At 68.1% G+C, this 15,940-nt stretch carries 16 protein-coding genes; 1 reads left to right on the top strand and 15 read right to left on the bottom strand.

Annotation, left to right across the window (positions count from 1 at the left end; translation table 11 throughout):
* Positions 1 to 41: 41 nt before the first annotated feature.
* From C5F48_RS02210 to C5F48_RS02175, 8 genes are all read right to left on the bottom strand, one after another.
* The gene (locus C5F48_RS02210) at positions 42 to 221 is read right to left on the bottom strand and encodes a hypothetical protein (RefSeq protein ID WP_107662273.1); all 180 of its coding nucleotides are present in this window, start codon (positions 219 to 221) and stop codon (positions 42 to 44) included.
* Positions 222 to 231: 10 nt separating this feature from the next.
* Complete coding sequence (locus tag C5F48_RS02205) at positions 232 to 447, bottom strand: hypothetical protein (RefSeq protein ID WP_107662272.1); 216 nt, start codon at positions 445 to 447, stop codon at positions 232 to 234.
* A 144-nt stretch (positions 448 to 591) separates the two neighbouring features.
* Positions 592 to 2,214 carry an ABC transporter ATP-binding protein gene (locus tag C5F48_RS02200; RefSeq protein WP_107662271.1) on the bottom strand — a complete coding sequence of 541 codons (1,623 nt, stop codon included), beginning with the start codon at positions 2,212 to 2,214 and terminating at the stop codon, positions 592 to 594.
* A gap of 1 nt (position 2,215) precedes the next feature.
* Positions 2,216 to 3,337, bottom strand: a complete 1,122-nt coding sequence (locus C5F48_RS02195) for an ABC transporter permease subunit (protein WP_107662270.1) — start codon at positions 3,335 to 3,337, stop codon at positions 2,216 to 2,218.
* Between the two features lie 9 nt (positions 3,338 to 3,346).
* Positions 3,347 to 4,270, bottom strand: a complete 924-nt coding sequence (gene oppB, locus C5F48_RS02190) for an oligopeptide ABC transporter permease OppB (protein ID WP_107662269.1) — start codon at positions 4,268 to 4,270, stop codon at positions 3,347 to 3,349.
* Positions 4,271 to 4,318: 48 nt separating this feature from the next.
* Positions 4,319 to 5,908 carry a peptide ABC transporter substrate-binding protein gene (locus C5F48_RS02185; RefSeq protein WP_107662268.1) on the bottom strand — a complete coding sequence of 530 codons (1,590 nt, stop codon included), beginning with the start codon at positions 5,906 to 5,908 and terminating at the stop codon, positions 4,319 to 4,321.
* A 145-nt stretch (positions 5,909 to 6,053) separates the two neighbouring features.
* Positions 6,054 to 7,034 carry a GGDEF domain-containing protein gene (locus C5F48_RS02180; protein WP_107662267.1) on the bottom strand — a complete coding sequence of 327 codons (981 nt, stop codon included), beginning with the start codon at positions 7,032 to 7,034 and terminating at the stop codon, positions 6,054 to 6,056.
* Complete coding sequence (locus tag C5F48_RS02175; protein WP_111467505.1) at positions 7,031 to 7,282, bottom strand: hypothetical protein; 252 nt, start codon at positions 7,280 to 7,282, stop codon at positions 7,031 to 7,033. The genes C5F48_RS02180 and C5F48_RS02175 overlap by 4 nt, the downstream gene beginning before the upstream one ends.
* A 124-nt stretch (positions 7,283 to 7,406) precedes the next feature.
* Between C5F48_RS02175 and C5F48_RS02170 the strand changes: the two genes are divergently transcribed.
* Positions 7,407 to 7,604 (top strand): hypothetical protein, encoded by a 198-nt coding sequence (locus C5F48_RS02170; protein WP_107662265.1) that lies wholly within the window; start codon positions 7,407 to 7,409, stop codon positions 7,602 to 7,604.
* Positions 7,605 to 7,614: 10 nt separating this feature from the next.
* Here C5F48_RS02170 and C5F48_RS02165 read toward each other — a convergent pair whose 3' ends face one another.
* From C5F48_RS02165 to C5F48_RS02135, 7 genes are read right to left on the bottom strand one after another with little or no spacing between them, the layout of a single operon-like run.
* Complete coding sequence (locus tag C5F48_RS02165; protein ID WP_107662264.1) at positions 7,615 to 8,373, bottom strand: SDR family NAD(P)-dependent oxidoreductase; 759 nt, start codon at positions 8,371 to 8,373, stop codon at positions 7,615 to 7,617.
* On the bottom strand, positions 8,370 to 9,188 hold the full coding sequence (locus tag C5F48_RS02160; protein ID WP_107662263.1) for a PCC domain-containing protein: 819 nt from the start codon (positions 9,186 to 9,188) through the stop codon (positions 8,370 to 8,372). Before C5F48_RS02160 ends, C5F48_RS02165 begins: the two co-directional genes overlap by 4 nt.
* Positions 9,185 to 10,792 carry an acyl-CoA synthetase gene (locus tag C5F48_RS02155; protein ID WP_107662262.1) on the bottom strand — a complete coding sequence of 536 codons (1,608 nt, stop codon included), beginning with the start codon at positions 10,790 to 10,792 and terminating at the stop codon, positions 9,185 to 9,187. The genes C5F48_RS02160 and C5F48_RS02155 overlap by 4 nt, the downstream gene beginning before the upstream one ends.
* A complete protein-coding gene (locus C5F48_RS02150; protein ID WP_107662261.1) occupies positions 10,789 to 11,958 on the bottom strand; it encodes an acetyl-CoA acetyltransferase in 1,170 nt (389 codons plus the stop codon). Before C5F48_RS02150 ends, C5F48_RS02155 begins: the two co-directional genes overlap by 4 nt.
* Before the next feature lie 12 nt (positions 11,959 to 11,970).
* On the bottom strand, positions 11,971 to 12,783 hold the full coding sequence (locus C5F48_RS02145) for an IclR family transcriptional regulator (RefSeq protein WP_308812739.1): 813 nt from the start codon (positions 12,781 to 12,783) through the stop codon (positions 11,971 to 11,973).
* Between the two features lie 10 nt (positions 12,784 to 12,793).
* Positions 12,794 to 13,810, bottom strand: coding sequence for a TRAP transporter substrate-binding protein (locus C5F48_RS02140; RefSeq protein ID WP_107662260.1), 1,017 nt, complete (start codon positions 13,808 to 13,810; stop codon positions 12,794 to 12,796).
* Between the two features lie 22 nt (positions 13,811 to 13,832).
* Complete coding sequence (locus C5F48_RS02135) at positions 13,833 to 15,710, bottom strand: TRAP transporter large permease (protein ID WP_107662259.1); 1,878 nt, start codon at positions 15,708 to 15,710, stop codon at positions 13,833 to 13,835.
* Positions 15,711 to 15,940: the final 230 nt, after the last annotated feature.

Raw genomic sequence — 15,940 nt, 5'->3', positions numbered from 1 at the left:
TTTGAGCGACCCGCCGCGGCGGGCCGCCCTGCCTCGCGGACCTACTGGTCCTGCTGATGGCCTTGGTTGGTGGTGTTGATCTTGGTGTTGGCCTGCTGGCCCTGCTTTTCGGGGTCGGTCACGCTGGGGGCCTTCGCCGCCGCCGGATCGGCCTTGGCGCTGCCGCCGGGCCCCTTGGAGCTGCGGTTGGCCTTCGGCACGGGGGGCATCCTGCTGGTCATGGCGATCTCCTCACTCTTCGCTGCGGCGGTTGGTTTGGTGATCCTGATACTGCTCGGTCTGGATCGACTTCCCGTCGCGGCCGCGCTCGGACGAGCCCTGCTTGTCGCGGTTCGACAGGACGGCGTTGGCGGGAATATCGGCGGTGTCGGCCACCGACATCGCGCCGGTCCCGTCGCTCTTGCCCTTGATCCCGGCGCCGAAGTGCTTCTTGTCCGCATTTGCCATGGTCTTCCTCCTGTGTTCAGGCGGCGCGGCGCGGGGCCACGCTGCCTGTCAGATCAACACCGAGGGGCAGGCGATGTTCCGGCCGCGCACGGCGGCGTGTCCGCCCTGGCTGGAAGGCATGACGCTCACCCGGATCAACCGGCCTCAGGGCAGTACCGGCGCGGGGTCTTCCTGCCGGAAGCGGGTGGTCTCCAGCGCGGCGGCCATCAGTGTGCGGGTGTAGTCCTGCGCCGGATGGTCGAAGATCGCCTCGGTCTGGCCCTGCTCCACCACCCGGCCCTGCTTCATCACGAGGATGTAGTCGGCCAGCGCCCGCACCACGGCGAGGTCGTGGCTGATGAAGAGATAGGACAGCCCGTGCTTCTGCTGCAGGTCGCGCAGCAGATCGACGATCTGCTTCTGCACCGAGCGGTCGAGCGCCGAGGTCGGTTCGTCGAGCACGATGACCTTGGGCTTGAGGATCATCGTGCGGGCGATGGCGATGCGCTGGCGCTGACCGCCGGAAAACTCGTGCGGGTAGCGGTTGCGCATGCCGGGCTCCAGCCCGACCTCGGCCAGCGCCTCGCCCGCGCGGACGTCGCGTTCCCTGGCCGAGAGCGCCGGCTCGTGGATCATCAGCCCCTCGGTGATGATCCGCCCCACGGTCATGCGCGGCGAGAGGCTGCCGAAGGGGTCCTGGAACACCAGCTGCAACTCGCGCCGCATCGGGCGCATCGCCGCCGGGTCGTTGGTCAGCTCGCGCCCCTTGTAGGAGATCACCCCCGCCGAAGGCAGCAGCCGCAAGAGCGCCCGGCCCAGGGTGGATTTGCCCGAGCCGGATTCGCCGACGATGCCGATGGTCTGGCCCTGATGCAGCGCGACCGAGATGCCGTCCACCGCGCGGAGCTCGTCCGCGGGCTGGAAGAGGCCGCCGCTGGAGCGGAACACCACCTCGACATTCTGGCCGTCCAGGAGCACCGGCGCGTTCTCGGGCGGCGGCAGCTTGCGGCCCGCCGGCTCGGCGTCGAGCAGCATCCTGGTGTAGGGATGCGCGGGGGCGGCGAAGAGATCGGCTGTGGCCCCGGTCTCCACCACCTCGCCGCGGCGCATGACATAGACCCGGTCGGCGAAGCGCTGGACGATGCCGAGGTCATGGGTGATGAACAGGATCGCCATGCCGAGCCGCTGCTGCAGCTCGGCCAGCAGCGTCAGGATCTGCGCCTGGATCGTCACGTCGAGCGCGGTGGTCGGCTCGTCGGCGATCAGGATGTCTGGGTCGCAGGCCAAAGCCATGGCGATCATCACCCGCTGGCGCTGCCCGCCCGAAAGCTCGTGCGGATAGCTGTCGATCCGCCGCTCCGGCTCGGGGATGCCGACGAGCTTCAGCAGTTCCACGATGCGCGGACGCGCCTTGGCGCGCGAGAGGCCGCGGTGGAAGCGCAGGGGTTCGGCCAGCTGCTCGCCGATGCGGTAGAGCGGGTCGAGCGAGGTCATCGGCTCCTGAAAGATCATGGTGATCTTGTCGCCGCGCACCTTGTTCAGGTTGCGCTCGCTCATGCCGATCAGCTCCTGCCCGCGGTAGAGCGCGGAGCCGGTTGCCTTGCCGTTGCGGGCCAGCAGCCCCATCAGCGCCATGGTGGCCTGGCTCTTGCCCGAGCCGCTCTCGCCGACGATGGCCACGGTCTCGCCCGGCTTCACGCTGAGGTCGATGCCGCGGACCGCCTCCACCGGGCCGTCATTGGTCTGGAAGGTGACCCGCAGGCCCTTGATGTCGAGGATCGGCTCCATCTCAGCGGTCCTTGGGGTCGAGGCTGTCGCGCAACCCGTCGCCGAGGAAGTTCAGCGCAAAGAGGATCGCGGTCAGCGTGAGGGCGGGGAAGAACAAGAGCCACGGCGCACCGCGCATGTTGTTCGCCCCTTCGGAGATCAGGAGCCCGAGCGAGGTCAGCGGCTCCTGCACGCCGAGGCCGAGGAAGGACAGCAGGCTTTCGAGCAGGATCGCCTTCGGCACCAGCAGCGTCACGAAGACCACCACCGGCCCCAGCGTGTTGGGGATGATGTGGCGGCGCAGGATGCCCGCCTTGGTGGCGCCCAGAGCCTCGGCGGCCTGCACGAACTCCTGCCGCTTCAGGCTCAGCGTCTGGCCGCGGACGATCCGCGCCATGTCGAGCCACTCGGTCGCGCCGATGGCGATGAAGATGATGACGAGGTTCCGCCCGAAGAACACCACCAGCAGGATCACGAAGAAGATGAAGGGCAGCGAGTAGAGGATGTCGACCACCCGCATCATCACGTTGTCCACCCGTCCGCCGAGATAGCCCGAGATCGCGCCATAGGAGACGCCGATCACCAGCGCCATGAAGGAGGCGAGCAGCCCGATCGCCAGCGAGATCCGCACCCCGATGAACACCCGGCTCATCAGGTCGCGGCCAAGCGCGTCGGTGCCGAAGTAGAAGTGCAACTGGCCGACTTCGGCGGTCAGCGTGCCGCTGAGCCCGTCGGGGGCGAGATCGAGCCGCGGGTTGATGAACAGGTCCGAGCGCTGGAAATAGCGCAGGATGCGCTCGTCGATCGGCTCGTCCTGCTGCAGCGCGAGCGTGACGCTGCCATCCTCCAGCACGGGCTCGCCCTCGATCCGGGCGCGCGACATCTCGCGCTCGAAGCTCGGCAGCACCACGTCGGCGCGGGGATAGGCCTCGAGACTGGCGGGAACGCGGACGAATTGCGGATAGACCCGCGCATGGTCATGCGGGCTGAGCATCGGGCCGAAGAGGCCGACGAGGCCCAGCAGGATCAGCACCACGGCGGAGGCCACCGCGGCGCGGTTGCGCCGCAGCCGGATCCAGGCGTCCTGCCAGAGCGAGCGGCCGGAGACCGCGACGACCTCGGCCGGATCGGGAGTGACGGTCATGTGAGCCCCCTAGTCATAGCGCACCCGCGGGTCGAGGAAGGTGTAGAGCAGGTCGACGATCAGGTTGAAGACGATGACGAAGAGCGCGATCACCACCACGGTGCCCATCACCAGCGTGTAATCCCGCCCCAGCGCGCCCTGCACGAAATAGCGCCCGATGCCCGGCAGGCCGAAGATGGTCTCGACCACGACCGAGCCGGTCAGCAGTCCCGCGGCCGTCGGCCCGAGATAGGAGACGGCAGGCAGCATCGCCGCGCGCAGGGCGTGTTTGATGACGACGGTGCGCGCCGGCAGGCCATAGGCGCGGGCGGTGCGGACATGGTTGGAGCGCAGCGCCTCCACCGTCGCCCCCCGCACGAGGCGCGCGATCACCGCGACCTGCGGCAGCGCCAGCGTCAGCACCGGCAGCACCCAGTAGATCGGATCGGTTTGCGACCAGCCGCCCGCCGGCAGCCAGCCGAGCAGAACGCCGAAGAACAGGCTCAGCAGCGGGGCCACGACGAAGTTCGGCGTGGTGATGCCGAAGGTGGCGAGACCGACGATGGCATAATCGAGCGAGCTGTTCTGCCGCAGCGCCGCGATGGCCCCGAGGATGACGCCGATCACCGTGGCCAGCAGCAGCGCCAAGGAGCCGAGCAGGATCGAGACCGGCAGGCCGGTGGCGAAGAGGTCGTTCACCGAGAAATCGCGGCGGGTGAAGCTGGGGCCCAGATCGCCCTGCAGCAGGTTGCCGAGATAGGTGAGGTATTGCGACCAGAGCGAGCCGTCCAGATTGTAGGCCCGGTTCAGGTTGGCCATGATCAGCGGGTCCAGCGGCCGTTCCAGATCGAACGGGCCGCCGGGGGCGAGGCGGATCATGAAGAAGGTCAGCGTCACGATGATGAACACCGTGGGCACGGCGCTTGCCAGTCGGCGCAGGGTGTATCTCAGCATGGGATGTCCCTCGAAGGCGGGACGGGCCGGAGCCCGTCCCGGAACCCGTCACTCGCTCAGCGACAGCCAGCGGGTGTAGTGGACGTCGGGCAGGTTGTCCTCCCAGCCCTGCACCCGGTCCGAGACGAGGGCGCGCGAGGAATAGGTGAGGATCGGGATCGAGGGCACCTCGGCGAGGAAGATGCGCTCGGCATCGGCGAGGATCTCGGCCCGCGCCGCGAGGTCGAGCGTGGTCGAGGCCTCCTGCATCAGCCGGTCATATTCCTCGTTCGTCCACTTGGAGTAGTTGAACGAGACGCCCGACTGGTTGAGGTAGAGGAAGTTCTGCGGATCGCTGTAGTCGCCGATCCAGCCGGCGCGGACCATGTCGAAGGGGCCGTCCTCGCGCAGATAGTTGAAGTAGCCGGCGCCTTCCATCTCGTTCAGCGTGGCGTTGATGCCGATGTTCTTCAGCATGTCGGCCACGGCCGTCATGGTGTTCTTGTTGTTCTCGGAGGTGTTGTAGCGCAGGTCCAGCGTCAGGCTGCCCTCGGCGACCCCGGCCTCCTCCAGCAGCGCCTTGGCCTGATCCTCGCGGTCCAGGAGGTCAGTCTCGGCGTAGTCGAGCATCGGCGGCTCGGCGACGTAGTTGGCGATGCCCGGCGGCACCAGCGAATAGGCCGGCAGCATGGTCTCCTGCCAGACTTCCTCGGCGATGAAGTCGCGGTCGATCACCATCGAGATCGCCTGACGCACCCGCGGGTCGGACAGCGGGCCCTCGTTGGTGGTCTTCACCGGCAGGTAATAGGTGCCGAGATAGGGCGCGATGCGCAGGTTGGTCGGCAGGTTCTCCCGCATGTAGCTCATCTGCTCGGCGGGGACGTCGGAGCAAATATGCACCTCGCCCGCCTCAAAGCGGCGCAGGCAGGTGGCGCGGTCCTCGAAGGGGGTCCATTCGATGCGGTCGATCTGCACCGTGTCGGCATCGCGGAAATTGGGGTTCTTCACCATGACGATCCGGTCGTTCGGGGTGAAGCTTTCCAGCATGTAGGCGCCGTTGGTAACCATGACGCCGGCGCGGGTGAAGTTGGAGCCCTCCGCCTCGACGGTCGTCTGGTGCAGCGGCAGCGCGGTCTGGTGGGTCAGCAGCTCGAGGAAATAGGGGGTCGGCGCGTTGAGGGTGATCTTCAGCGTATGGTCATCCACGGCTTCCACGCCCAGCTCATCGGGCTGCTTCTGGCCGGCGGTGATCGCCTCGGCGTTCAGCACCGGGAAGAGGATGCTGGCGTAGCCCGCCGCGGTCGCCGGCGTCATGATCCGGCGGAAGGCAAAGAGGTAGTCGCCCGCGGTCACCGGGTCGCCGTTCGACCATTTGGCGTCCTGCCGCAGCTTGAAGGTGTAGGTCAGCCCGTCTTCCGAGATCTCCCAGCTCTCCGCATCGCCCGGCTCCACCTCGCCCTTGGCGTTCTGGATCACCAGACCTTCGTAGAGGTCGTGCAGGATCCGGGACTCGGCGACGCTCGACGTCAGGTGATGGTCGAGCGTGGCGGGATCGGTGTCGTTGCCGCGCACCAGCGTGACCTGCGCCGAAGCGAGCGTGGTGGTTCCGGCAAGCAGCGCCAGGGCGCAGAGCCCGGTGCGGAAGGGATGAGCTGTCATGGGTGGTCCTCCGTGCGGTTGATGCTTCTTTCGGCAAACTGATTCTGCTTAAGGCAGAATGGCGCCGATCGCCTAGAGCACTTTCCGCGACGGAATGACCCCTCAGGCCAAATGCCGCCTGTCCGACCGCTGTCCCTGCCGGGCCTCAGCCCCTGACCACCCGGTTGCGGCCGCCCTGCTTGGCCAGATAAAGCGCCCTGTCCGCCGCTTCGAGCCACATGTCGGGCTGTGAATCGTCCGGGGTGCAGGCGGCGACGCCGATGCTGGCGGTGACCCGCAGCTCCGGCAGCTCCGGGAAGCGCAACGCCTCCACCGCGCTGCGCACCCGCTCCGCGACCTGCAGCGCCGCCTCGACCGTGGTTCCGCGCATCAGCACGCCGAATTCCTCGCCGCCGATCCGGCCGACGACATCGGTGCGGCGCAGCACCAGCCCCGCCGCCTCGACCATCGCCCGCAGCACGGAATCGCCGATGCCATGGCCGTAGGTGTCGTTCACCGCCTTGAAATGGTCGAGATCGAGGATGGCGACGCTGGCCGGAGTCTCGGTCTTCTGGAAGTCGATGAAGCTTTCCGTCACCGCGTCCTCGAAGCCGCGGCGGCTGAGCGCGTCGGTCAGCGAGTCGCGCTTGGCGATCAGGCGCAGCTCCATCTGCGACACCACCAGCCGGGCGAAGCTCTGCAGCACGTCGCGATCTGCGCTGCTGAAATGGCGCGGCTCCCGCCCGGCGATGCAGACCGAGCCGACGTTGTAGCCGTCGGGCGTGGTCAGCGGCGCGCCGAGATAGCAGCGCAGCCCGTCGGCCGGGGTCACCCATTCGTGGTTGCGGAACCGCGGGTCGCGCATCGCATCCTCGACCGAGAAGACCTCGGCCGAGCGGATCGTGTAATCGCAGAAGGCGACCGAACGCGGCGTCCCCGGGGTCAGCATGCCCTGCGACGACTTGAACCACTGCCGGTCGGTGTCGATCAGCGAGATCGCCGCGATCTCGACCTTGAAGATGTTCATGATCAGCTGGATGATCGTGTCGAACTCTGCCTCGGGCGCGGAATCGAGCAGTTCGTAACGACGCAGCGCCGAGATCCGGCCCTCCTCGTCATCGAGGTGAATTGCTGTGATCGCCGTCATTTGCTCTCCATGCCGTCCAGTGCCGCCAGAATGTCGTTCTCATGGGCGGCCATCAGATCACGCACCGACTCGCGAACGACATCTGGAGGGTGACCCGCCCTGTTCAAGGTCTCGACCAGAAGCCGCAGATTGTCCTGATGCCTCTCGATCAGCGGCAGCAGGGCGGTGGGGATCTCTCCCAGCGTGCTGCGCAGACGGTCGCGGATCTCTTCGTTGTCTTGCATTACCATCGTCGAGGTATACGGCATCCGCGCCGCTGTTCAAGTTCTGGTTGCGTTCATTTGACGTCATTCCGCCATAGCGGGATGAGCCGGTTTGACGACGCCGCGGGAAAAGCCCATCCAGCGGCGCGAACCAAGCGGAGCCTGACCGATGCCGACCGATCTCCTCGTCCCCGCCGCGCTGTTCCTCTTGCTGGTCGCCTCGCTGGTGGGCAGCCTCTGGGCGGTTCTGCGCTTCGCCCTGACGCTGGCCGCCCTGGCCCGCCCGCTGGCCCTGCTGCTCGCCGGCGGCGGCCTCTGGGCCGGGCTGAGCCACGGCGGCGCGATCCTGCGCTACTTCGGGATGTGACCACGACGGCCTACTCGTTGGCGCGCCGTAGCGCCGGCAGGCCTACCCCCGCCGCGTCGAAGCCGCCATCCACCGCCAGCGTCTGCCCGGTGACGAAGCTCGCCTTGTCGGAGCAGAGGAAGACGATGGCCTCGGCCAGCTCGCGCGCCTCGCCGTAGCGGTTCAGCGGGATGGCGTCGTAATAGGCCGAGATGATCTCGGGCGCATGCACCGCCATGGCGAGCTTGGTCTTCACCGGCCCCGGCGCCACGCAGTTCACCCGGATGCCGCGCTCGCCCAGTTCGACCGCATATTGCTTGGTCATGTGGATCACCGCCGCCTTCGAGGTGCCATAGGCCACCCGCAGCGTCGAGGCGCGCAGGCCCGAGATCGAGGCGATGTTGACGATGGCGCCGCGGGTCTCGGCCAGAGCCTCGGTCGCGGCCTGGGTGCAGAGGAAGACGCCGTCGAGATTGGTCGCCATCACCTCGCGCCAGCCCTCGAAGCTCGTCTGGCCGACGCGCGAGAACAGCGCCACGCCGGCGTTGTTCACCAGCGCATCGATCCGGCCGAAGCCCGCCAGCGCCTCTGCCACCATGCGGTCGACATCCCCGGGGATCGAGACGTCGGCCTCGACTGCCAGCACGTTCTCCAGCTTTCCGGCGGCGCTGTGCAGCTCCTCGGTGTCGCGGTCCACCATGACGACGCGCCAGCCCTGCTCGAGGAACAGTTCGGTGGCGGCGAGGCCGATGCCGCGGCAGGCTCCGGTGACGAGGGCGACTTTGGTCATGTGATGTCCTTGGGTTCGATGACGAGTTCAAGCGTGACGCCGACGCGGTTCTCGCCGCGCGTCAGGGCGCCTCTGGCGATGGCGCCGTGGATATCCACCACCTCGATGCCAAGCGTGGCGATGCCGTTGCGCAGCACGGCGCCGTCGAAGCGCAGCTCGGTGGCGAGGCAGTCCATCCGATGGCCCTCAATGAAGCGGATATTGTCGATGCTGCCGACACCGTGGATCGCGGCTTCGGTGATGCCATGGGCGGCGCAGAGCGCCTCGATCGCGGTCACGCAATCCTCGCCGGGCAGGATGCGGGCGAGGAGCGCCGGGCCGGCGCCGCCGCCCTCGGGGGTGAAGAGGGTGAAGGCTGTCTCGGGATCGGGCAGGCTTTCGAACCAGCAATCGGGGCTGCCGAGGCCGGTGACCTCGGCGTCTTCGGCCAGCATCGAGTCGAAGGGCAAGAGGTGGCCCATCTGCGTCACGCCTCCGGGGGTCCAGAGCCCGTGGCAATGCAGGAAGGGCGCGCCGTCGCGCCAGCCGACGATGGCCGTGGCGCGGGAAACGGCGACACGGCCCTCCGGGGCGTGGGTGTCGGAATACCAGGCCGCATGCAGCCCGTCGGTGGAGAGCGCGGGCAGCACGAAGCGCAGTGGGTCGCAGGTGACGCCGTCGAGAGCAAGAAATCCGCCTTTGCAACCGCTTGCGGCGAAAAGCTCACCCACTGCCTTCATCACGCTCTGCCCTTTGGGCAGCATGCCGCGCAGCGGGCGCAGCACCGTGCGCCGCGCCACCGCCCGTTCGGGCGCGCGGGGTCCGGGGTGGATCATGCGGGCTCTCCGGCGAGGCCGCGGGCGGTGAGCTCGTCGCGGATCATCTTCTTGGTGATCTTGCCATAGGCCGATTTCGGCAGCGCCTCCCAGAGAACCACGCGCTTGGGCATCTTGTAGCGGGCAAGCTTGCCCTCGAGATGCGCCGTCAGCTCCGCCTCGGTCACGGCCGCTCCCGGCGCCGGAACGCAGACCGCCCAGCCGACCTCGCCCCAGAGCGGGTCGGGCATGCCCAGCACGGCGACCTCGCTGATCGCCGGGTGAGTCAGGATCTTCTCCTCGATCTCGCGCGGATAGACGTTGGAGCCGCCCGAGATGAACATGTCGGACTGCCGCCCGGTGATGTAGAGGAAGCCCGCCTCGTCCATATGACCAAGGTCGCCGGTGCGGAACCAGCCGTCGCGGAAGGCCTTCGCATTGGCCTCGGGGTTGTCGTAATAGCCGGCAAAGACCGCCGGGCCGATGACGCAGATCTCGCCCGTCTGGCCCGGCGCCACCTCCTGCCCGGCATCGTCCTGGATCTGGATCTCAATCCCGGTGCGGGCGTGGCCGCAGGTACCGATGCGGGCCAGCGGACCATCATCCATCACATGAAGATCGTTCGGCAAAACCGTGATATTGCCGGTGCATTCGCCCAAGCCGAAATATTGCACGAGGACTGGCCCCAGCACCTGAAGCGCCTTCTGCTGATCCACGCGATACATCGGCGCGCCGGCATAGATCACATAGCGCAACGAGGAGGTATCGGCCCCGGCGGTCGAGGGATGCTCGACCAGCAGCTTCAGGATCGTCGGCACGGTGAACATGGTGGAGACCCGCCACTCCTTCACCAACGCCCAGGCGGTCGGAACGTCGAAGCGGTCGGTGGGCAGCAGCACCGTCTTCACTCCGCGCGCGATCTGGGTCAGCTGATGCACCCCCGCGCCATGCGACAACGGCGCCACCACCAGCGAGGCGTCGGCGGAGGTGAGGCCGGGCATCAGATCGGCCAGATGGTTCGTCACCACGAAAGCCATCTGGCCATGGGTCAGCACCGAGGCCTTGGGCCGCCCGGTGGTGCCTGAGGTGAAGAAGAACCAGCAGGGATCGTCGCGGTTGACAGCCGCAACCTGCGGCTTCTGCCCGGCATGGGTGGCGGTCAGATCCTCGACCGAGGGGCCGAAGTCGGCGGCGCCGAAGGACAGGAGCTGCAGCCCGTCGCAATGCTCGGCGCTGGCCGCGGCATGGTCGGGGAAGGCCGCGTTGCAGAGCATCAGCGAGGCGCCGGAGGACCGGGTGAGGTAAACCACCTCCTCCGGCGTCTGGCGGAAGTTGGCGGGCACCCAGACCGCGCCGACGCGCCAGACGGCGAACATCGCCTGCAGCATCTCGAGGCAGTTCTGCGACTGGCACATCACCCGGTCGCCCTTCTGCACCCCGTAGCGCTGCTGCAACGCGGCGGCCAGCGCGTCGGTGCGCGCCTCGAAGTCGGCCCAGGTCCAGCGCGCCTCGCCCATCACCAGCGCGATGCCTTCCGGATCGCGCCGCGCGCTCTGGGTCAGGAGCGTGGCGAGGTTCATCACCCGGGTCGAGACCGGCGCGACGCCGCCCTTGGGATCGCTCATCTGACCCGCTCCAGGATCGAGCAGTAATTGGCCACTGCAGCACCACCCATGTTGAAGACGCCCCCCAGTTCAGCGCCGGGCTTCTGCATCTCGCCCGCCTCGCCCATCAGCTGCATCGCCACCATCACATGCTGGGAAACCCCGGTCGCGCCAATGGGATGGCCGCGTGACTTCAACCCGCCTGACAAGTTCACCGGCAAGGCGCCATCGCGCCGGGTGGTGCCGTCGCGCGCCACTTTCCAGCCTTCGCCGGGGGCGGCGAGGCCCATCGCTTCGTATTCGATCATCTCGGCCACGGTGAAGCAGTCATGTGTCTCCACCAGATCGAGATCGGTGATCGCCACCCCCGCCTGCGCCAATGCCTGAGCCCAAGCCCGCCGCGCGCCGTCGAAGGCGATGAGGTCGCGGCGCGACAGCGCGAGGATGTCGCCCGCCTGCGCCCGCGCCCGGAAGCGCAGCGCCCGCGCCAGCCCCGCCGCCGTCTCGGCATCGGCCAGCACGATGGCCGCCGCGCCGTCGGAAACCAGCGAGCAGTCGGTGCGCCGCAGCGGACCCGCGACCAGCGGGTTCTTCTCGGAGGGACGGTTGCAGAAGTCGAAGCCGAAATCCTTCTGCATATGGGCCAGAGGGTTGCGCATACCATTGGCGTGGTTCTTCGCCGCGATCATCGCCATCTCTTCCGAGCGGTCGCCATGGCGCTGGAAATAGCTGTTGGCGATCTGGCCGAAGACCCCGGCAAAGCCGCCGTCGATGGCGGCCTCTTCCGGCACATGGCTGGCGGAGAGCAGGATGTTGCCCACCTCCTCCATCGGCGTCGCGGTCATCTTCTCGGCGCCGACCACCAGCGCGACGCGCCCCCGGCCAGAGGCGATGAAATCCGCCGCGGCATAGAGTGCCGCCGAGCCGGTGGCGCAGGCGTTCTCGGTGCGCAGGAAGGGGATGCCCGCCAGTTCCGGCGTGCCCATGGCGACGAGCGCACCCTGGAAATCCTGCCGCGAGAAGCCGTTGTTGTAGACGCCGACGAAGATGCCATCGACCGCCTCGGGCGGGATGCCGGCATGGTCCAGCGCGGGGCGGGCCACCTCGGCCATCAGGGCGGTGGTGTCGGGCGCTTCGGCCTTGCCGAACTTGGTGTGGGCCCAGCCAACGATCAGTGCTTCGGACATGAGGGTCTCCTGTCAGTCAGAGGGGGCGAAATGTCGGGCGAGCCGCGCCTCGACGCGGGCGGCCTCGCGGTGCAGGAGCGCCACCAGCGCAGGCTGGCGGTCGGGGCCCATGCGGTCCTCGATGGCGGCGACGGAAAGCGCGGCGGCGAGATGGCCATCGGGCCAGCGCAGCGCGACGCCGATGCCCCAGGAGCCCTGCACCACCCGCCCGGGGTTCACCGCATGGCCCAGAGAGCGGGCGCGGGCGACATCGGCGCGCAGATCCTGCAGCGCGGGTTTCAACGGCAGGGCGGCGATGCGCTGCAGCAGCGCCTCGGCCTCGGCTTCGGGCATCGCCGCGAGAAGCGCGAGCCCCCCGGCGCCGAGCCCGATCGGGTTTCGGTCGCCCGCCTTCAGCGCATGGGTGCGGATCGGGAAGCTGCCCTCCTCATGCGCGAGGCAGAGCACATGATCGTCCTGCTGCACCGAGAGGAAGGCCGTGTCGCCGGTCTCGGCGGCGAGGCGCTTCAGGCTGTCGGCGGCATGCGACAGGATGCCGTGGCGGGGGGCGGCGAAGCTCGCCAGCAGATAGGCCTCGGGGCCGAGGTGATAGCGCCGCGTCACCGCGTCCTGCTCGACCAGCCGCGCCGTTCCCAGCGCGACCAGAAGCCGCCGCACGGTGGGGCGCGTCAGCCCCGCCGCGGCGGTCAGTTGCGCCAGACCCAGACCGGCGCTGCCGCCCCTGCCGACCAGCGACAGGAGCGACAGCGCGCGCTGCACCGACTGCGATCCCGCCGCCCCCGAAGGGGCGTCGAGAGGCAGAGGGCTCGGCATCGGCAGGGTCACGGCGCGCGCCTCAGGCCAGGGTGCGCCCGATGGCGCTTTCGAGGATCGCCCAGGCGTCGTCGCCATAGGTCTTCTTCCACTCGGCGTAGAAGCCGGCCTCGCGCAGCTTGGCTTCGAAGGGCGCCGGATCGACGTCGTTGAAGACGAAGCCCTCGGCCTCCAGCTCGCCGCGCAGCGAGGTGTTCAGGGCCATGACATCGGCGCGCTGCTTGTCGGCGGAGGCGTTGAAGTGCTTCGAGACGATCTCCTGCAGATCCTCCGGCAGCGCCGCCCAGGCGCGACGGTTGCCCAAGAGCCAGAAGCCATCCCACATGTGGTTGGTCATCGAGCAGTATTTCTGCACTTCCCAGAGCTTGGCGACCTTCATGATCGACAGCGGGTTCTCCTGCCCGTCGACGACGCCGGTCTGCAGCGCGGAATAGACCTCGGCGAAGTTGATCGAGGTGGGGGCCGAGCCGAAGGCGGTGAACATCGAGGTCCAGAGCGGCGAGACCGGGACGCGGATCTTGAAGCCTTCGAGATCGGCGGGCGTCACGATGGGCTTGGTGGAGGTGGTCGTCTGGCGGAAACCGTTGTCCCAGATCTTGTCCATCACCACGAGGCCGGCATCCTCGATCTGGCCGCGGGCATAGGCGCCCAGCTCGCCGTCCATCGCCTTCCAGACCGCGTCGTAGTCCGGGAAGGCGAAGCCGATGCCGTTGATCGAAGCATTGGGCACCAGCGTCGACAGGATCACCGGCGAGAGCAGGAAGAACTCCACCCCGCCGGCGCGCAGCTGGCCCAGCACGTCGGTATCGGCGCCGAGCTGGTTGGAGGGGAAGATCTGGATATCGACGCGGCCCCCGGATTCCTCGAGGATCGCGGCCACGGCCTCGGCGCCGCGGATGTTGCTCGGGTGGGTCAGCGGCTGGTTGTTGGCCAGCTTGTAGGTGAATTCGGCGGATTGCGCGCCAGCGGGCCGGATGAACGGCGCGGCAAGGACGCCTGCGGTTGCGCCCAGCAAGATCGAGCGGCGGGTGATGCTCATGAGTTCCTCCTCCTCAGGGTTTTCAAAGCAATGCGGTCGAGAACCACGGCACGGCGGCGATGACGCCGAGACCGATCAGCAGGGCCAGCAGATAGGGCCAGATCCTGGCCATCACCGCGTCGGCGGGCACCTTGGCGATCTTGCAGGCGATGTAGAAGCCGATGCCGATGGGCGGGGCCATCAGCCCGATGTTCATCGCGGTGACGATGACCATGGCATAGTGGATGTCGTTGATCCCGAGCCCCCGCGCGATGGGGAACATGATCGGCGCCAGCAGCACGATGGCGGGCAGGCCTTCGAGCACGCAGCCGAGCACGAGGAAGATCGCGATGGAGGCGAGCATGAACACGCCCCAGCCGCCGGGCAGCGCGGTGACGAAGGCCATGAGATCGCGCGCGAAGCCCGATTGCGTCAGCGCCCAGGCCATCGAGGAGGCGGCGCCGAGGATCAGGAGGATCGCGCCGGACATGGCGGCGGTCTCGACCAGCATCGGCAGGAGCTTCTTCTTCGGGATGCCGCCGTAGAGCACGATGCCGATGACGAAGGCATAGACCACGGCGATGGTGGAGACCTCGGTTGCGGTGGCGACGCCGCCGCCGACGAGGCTGCGGATCATGAACGGGAGGACCAGCGCCGGGGCGGCGATGACCAGCGCCTTGACGACGTCGCGGAAGCTGGCGCGGCGCACGCCGGCCATGATCTCGTGCCGGGCCTTCCAGCGGGCGAGGAGCGCGAGCACCACGAGAAGCACCATGGCGATGGCGAAGCCCGAGGTGAAGAGCCCGGCGATGGAGACGCCGGCGACGGAGCCCAGCACGATCAGCACGATGGAGGGCGGCACGGTGTCGGCCATGGCCGCGCCTGTCGCCAGAAGCGCGGTCATCTCGGGCGGGGAATGGCCGCGCCGCTTCATCTCGGGGAACAGCGCCGGGGCCACGGTCGCCATGTCGGACACCTTGGAGCCGGAGATGCCGGAGACGAGGAACATCGAGCCAAGGAGCACATAGCTCATCCCCGCCTTCACATGCTGCAGCATCGAGGCGAGGAACATGACGATGGCCCGGCCCATGCCGGTGGCGTCGAGGATGCAGCCCAGAAGCACGAAGACCGGCACCGACAGCAGGATGATCGAGGACATGCCTTCGTCTATCCGACCGATCATCACGAAGACCGGGGCGTTGGTGGCGAAGGTCATGTAGGCCAGCGTGCCGAGGGCGAAGCAGAAGGCGATGGGCACACCGATGGCGAGCAGGAGCGCGACGAAGAGGCCGAGGTAGAGCGGCAGGTTCCAGTTGCCCAGGGCAAGCATGGAGGGCCGGGCGAACCACAGCAGCGCCACGACGGCAGCGGTGATCAGCAGCGTGGCGGCGATGACGCCCCAGGCGCGGGTGCGGACGACCGAAAGCACCATCAGCACCGCCATCAGCCCCATGCCGACCGGCAGCGCCGAGGCGCGCCATGTCATCGGCAGGCCGAGGGCGGGCGAGGTGACGTAGGATTCCTCATAGGCATATTCGATGGCCACCGGCAGCAGGCGCAGGAGAAGCAGGCAAACCAGCACCTGCCCGGCGATCTCGGCGGCGCGGGCGACGGCGGGGGGCATCAGCGGCAGGAAGATGGTGAGCTTCATGTGCTCGTGCCGGTCCACCGCCAGCGCCGCGCCGAGCATCGCCATCCAGATGAAGCTGAGCGAGGCGACCTCGTCGCCCCAGATCAGCGGCTGGGCGAGGACGTAGCGGAAGAAGACATTGGCCAGCACCATGACGATCATCAGGAGCAGGAGGGCGGCAGCCACGAGCTCCACCGGGCGCATCCAGCGCTCGGCGCGCTTGGGTTCGGCGAATGCCTCGATGCCGCCAAGCCCCAGCTCGGCCTCCGCCTGCGCGTCGGTCAGTTGCATGTCTTCCTCCCTCTGGCAGCCGGGGCCTCCCAACCCCGTCCGGTCGGTCCATCATGTGGACCTTCCGGCTACTGCGACGCTCAGGATAGGAGGCTTGAAGCCGAGCTTGCAAGCCGGAATGCGTCGGAACACCGCTCGGACGCGAAAAAACCCGGGCGCGGCGGCGGCGCCCCTTCCACATGCTGGACTCCCGCAACGCTCGCCCCGCGCGACGTGACGCAGCCGGGCGC

The organism is Cereibacter changlensis JA139 (assembly GCF_003034985.1).
GTDB lineage: Bacteria > Pseudomonadota > Alphaproteobacteria > Rhodobacterales > Rhodobacteraceae > Cereibacter > Cereibacter changlensis.
This window is presented reverse-complemented; position numbering and strand designations above follow the sequence as displayed.

Bases quoted from the DNA above. Each gene is read 5' to 3' on its own strand.
- C5F48_RS02170 (WP_107662265.1), top strand. From the start codon at position 7,407: ATGCCGACCGATCTCCTCGTCCCCGCCGCGCTGTTCCTCTTGCTGGTC.
- C5F48_RS02175 (WP_111467505.1), bottom strand. From the start codon at position 7,282: ATGCCGTATACCTCGACGATGGTAATGCAAGACAACGAAGAGATCCGC.
- C5F48_RS02140 (WP_107662260.1), bottom strand. From the start codon at position 13,810: ATGAGCATCACCCGCCGCTCGATCTTGCTGGGCGCAACCGCAGGCGTC.
- C5F48_RS02195 (WP_107662270.1), bottom strand. From the start codon at position 3,337: ATGACCGTCACTCCCGATCCGGCCGAGGTCGTCGCGGTCTCCGGCCGC.
- C5F48_RS02205 (WP_107662272.1), bottom strand. From the start codon at position 447: ATGGCAAATGCGGACAAGAAGCACTTCGGCGCCGGGATCAAGGGCAAG.
- C5F48_RS02150 (WP_107662261.1), bottom strand. From the start codon at position 11,958: ATGTCCGAAGCACTGATCGTTGGCTGGGCCCACACCAAGTTCGGCAAG.
- C5F48_RS02165 (WP_107662264.1), bottom strand. From the start codon at position 8,373: ATGACCAAAGTCGCCCTCGTCACCGGAGCCTGCCGCGGCATCGGCCTC.
- C5F48_RS02160 (WP_107662263.1), bottom strand. From the start codon at position 9,188: ATGATCCACCCCGGACCCCGCGCGCCCGAACGGGCGGTGGCGCGGCGC.
- C5F48_RS02185 (WP_107662268.1), bottom strand. From the start codon at position 5,908: ATGACAGCTCATCCCTTCCGCACCGGGCTCTGCGCCCTGGCGCTGCTT.
- C5F48_RS02210 (WP_107662273.1), bottom strand. From the start codon at position 221: ATGACCAGCAGGATGCCCCCCGTGCCGAAGGCCAACCGCAGCTCCAAG.
- oppB (WP_107662269.1), bottom strand. From the start codon at position 4,270: ATGCTGAGATACACCCTGCGCCGACTGGCAAGCGCCGTGCCCACGGTG.
- C5F48_RS02200 (WP_107662271.1), bottom strand. From the start codon at position 2,214: ATGGAGCCGATCCTCGACATCAAGGGCCTGCGGGTCACCTTCCAGACC.
- C5F48_RS02135 (WP_107662259.1), bottom strand. From the start codon at position 15,710: ATGCAACTGACCGACGCGCAGGCGGAGGCCGAGCTGGGGCTTGGCGGC.
- C5F48_RS02155 (WP_107662262.1), bottom strand. From the start codon at position 10,792: ATGAGCGATCCCAAGGGCGGCGTCGCGCCGGTCTCGACCCGGGTGATG.
- C5F48_RS02180 (WP_107662267.1), bottom strand. From the start codon at position 7,034: ATGACGGCGATCACAGCAATTCACCTCGATGACGAGGAGGGCCGGATC.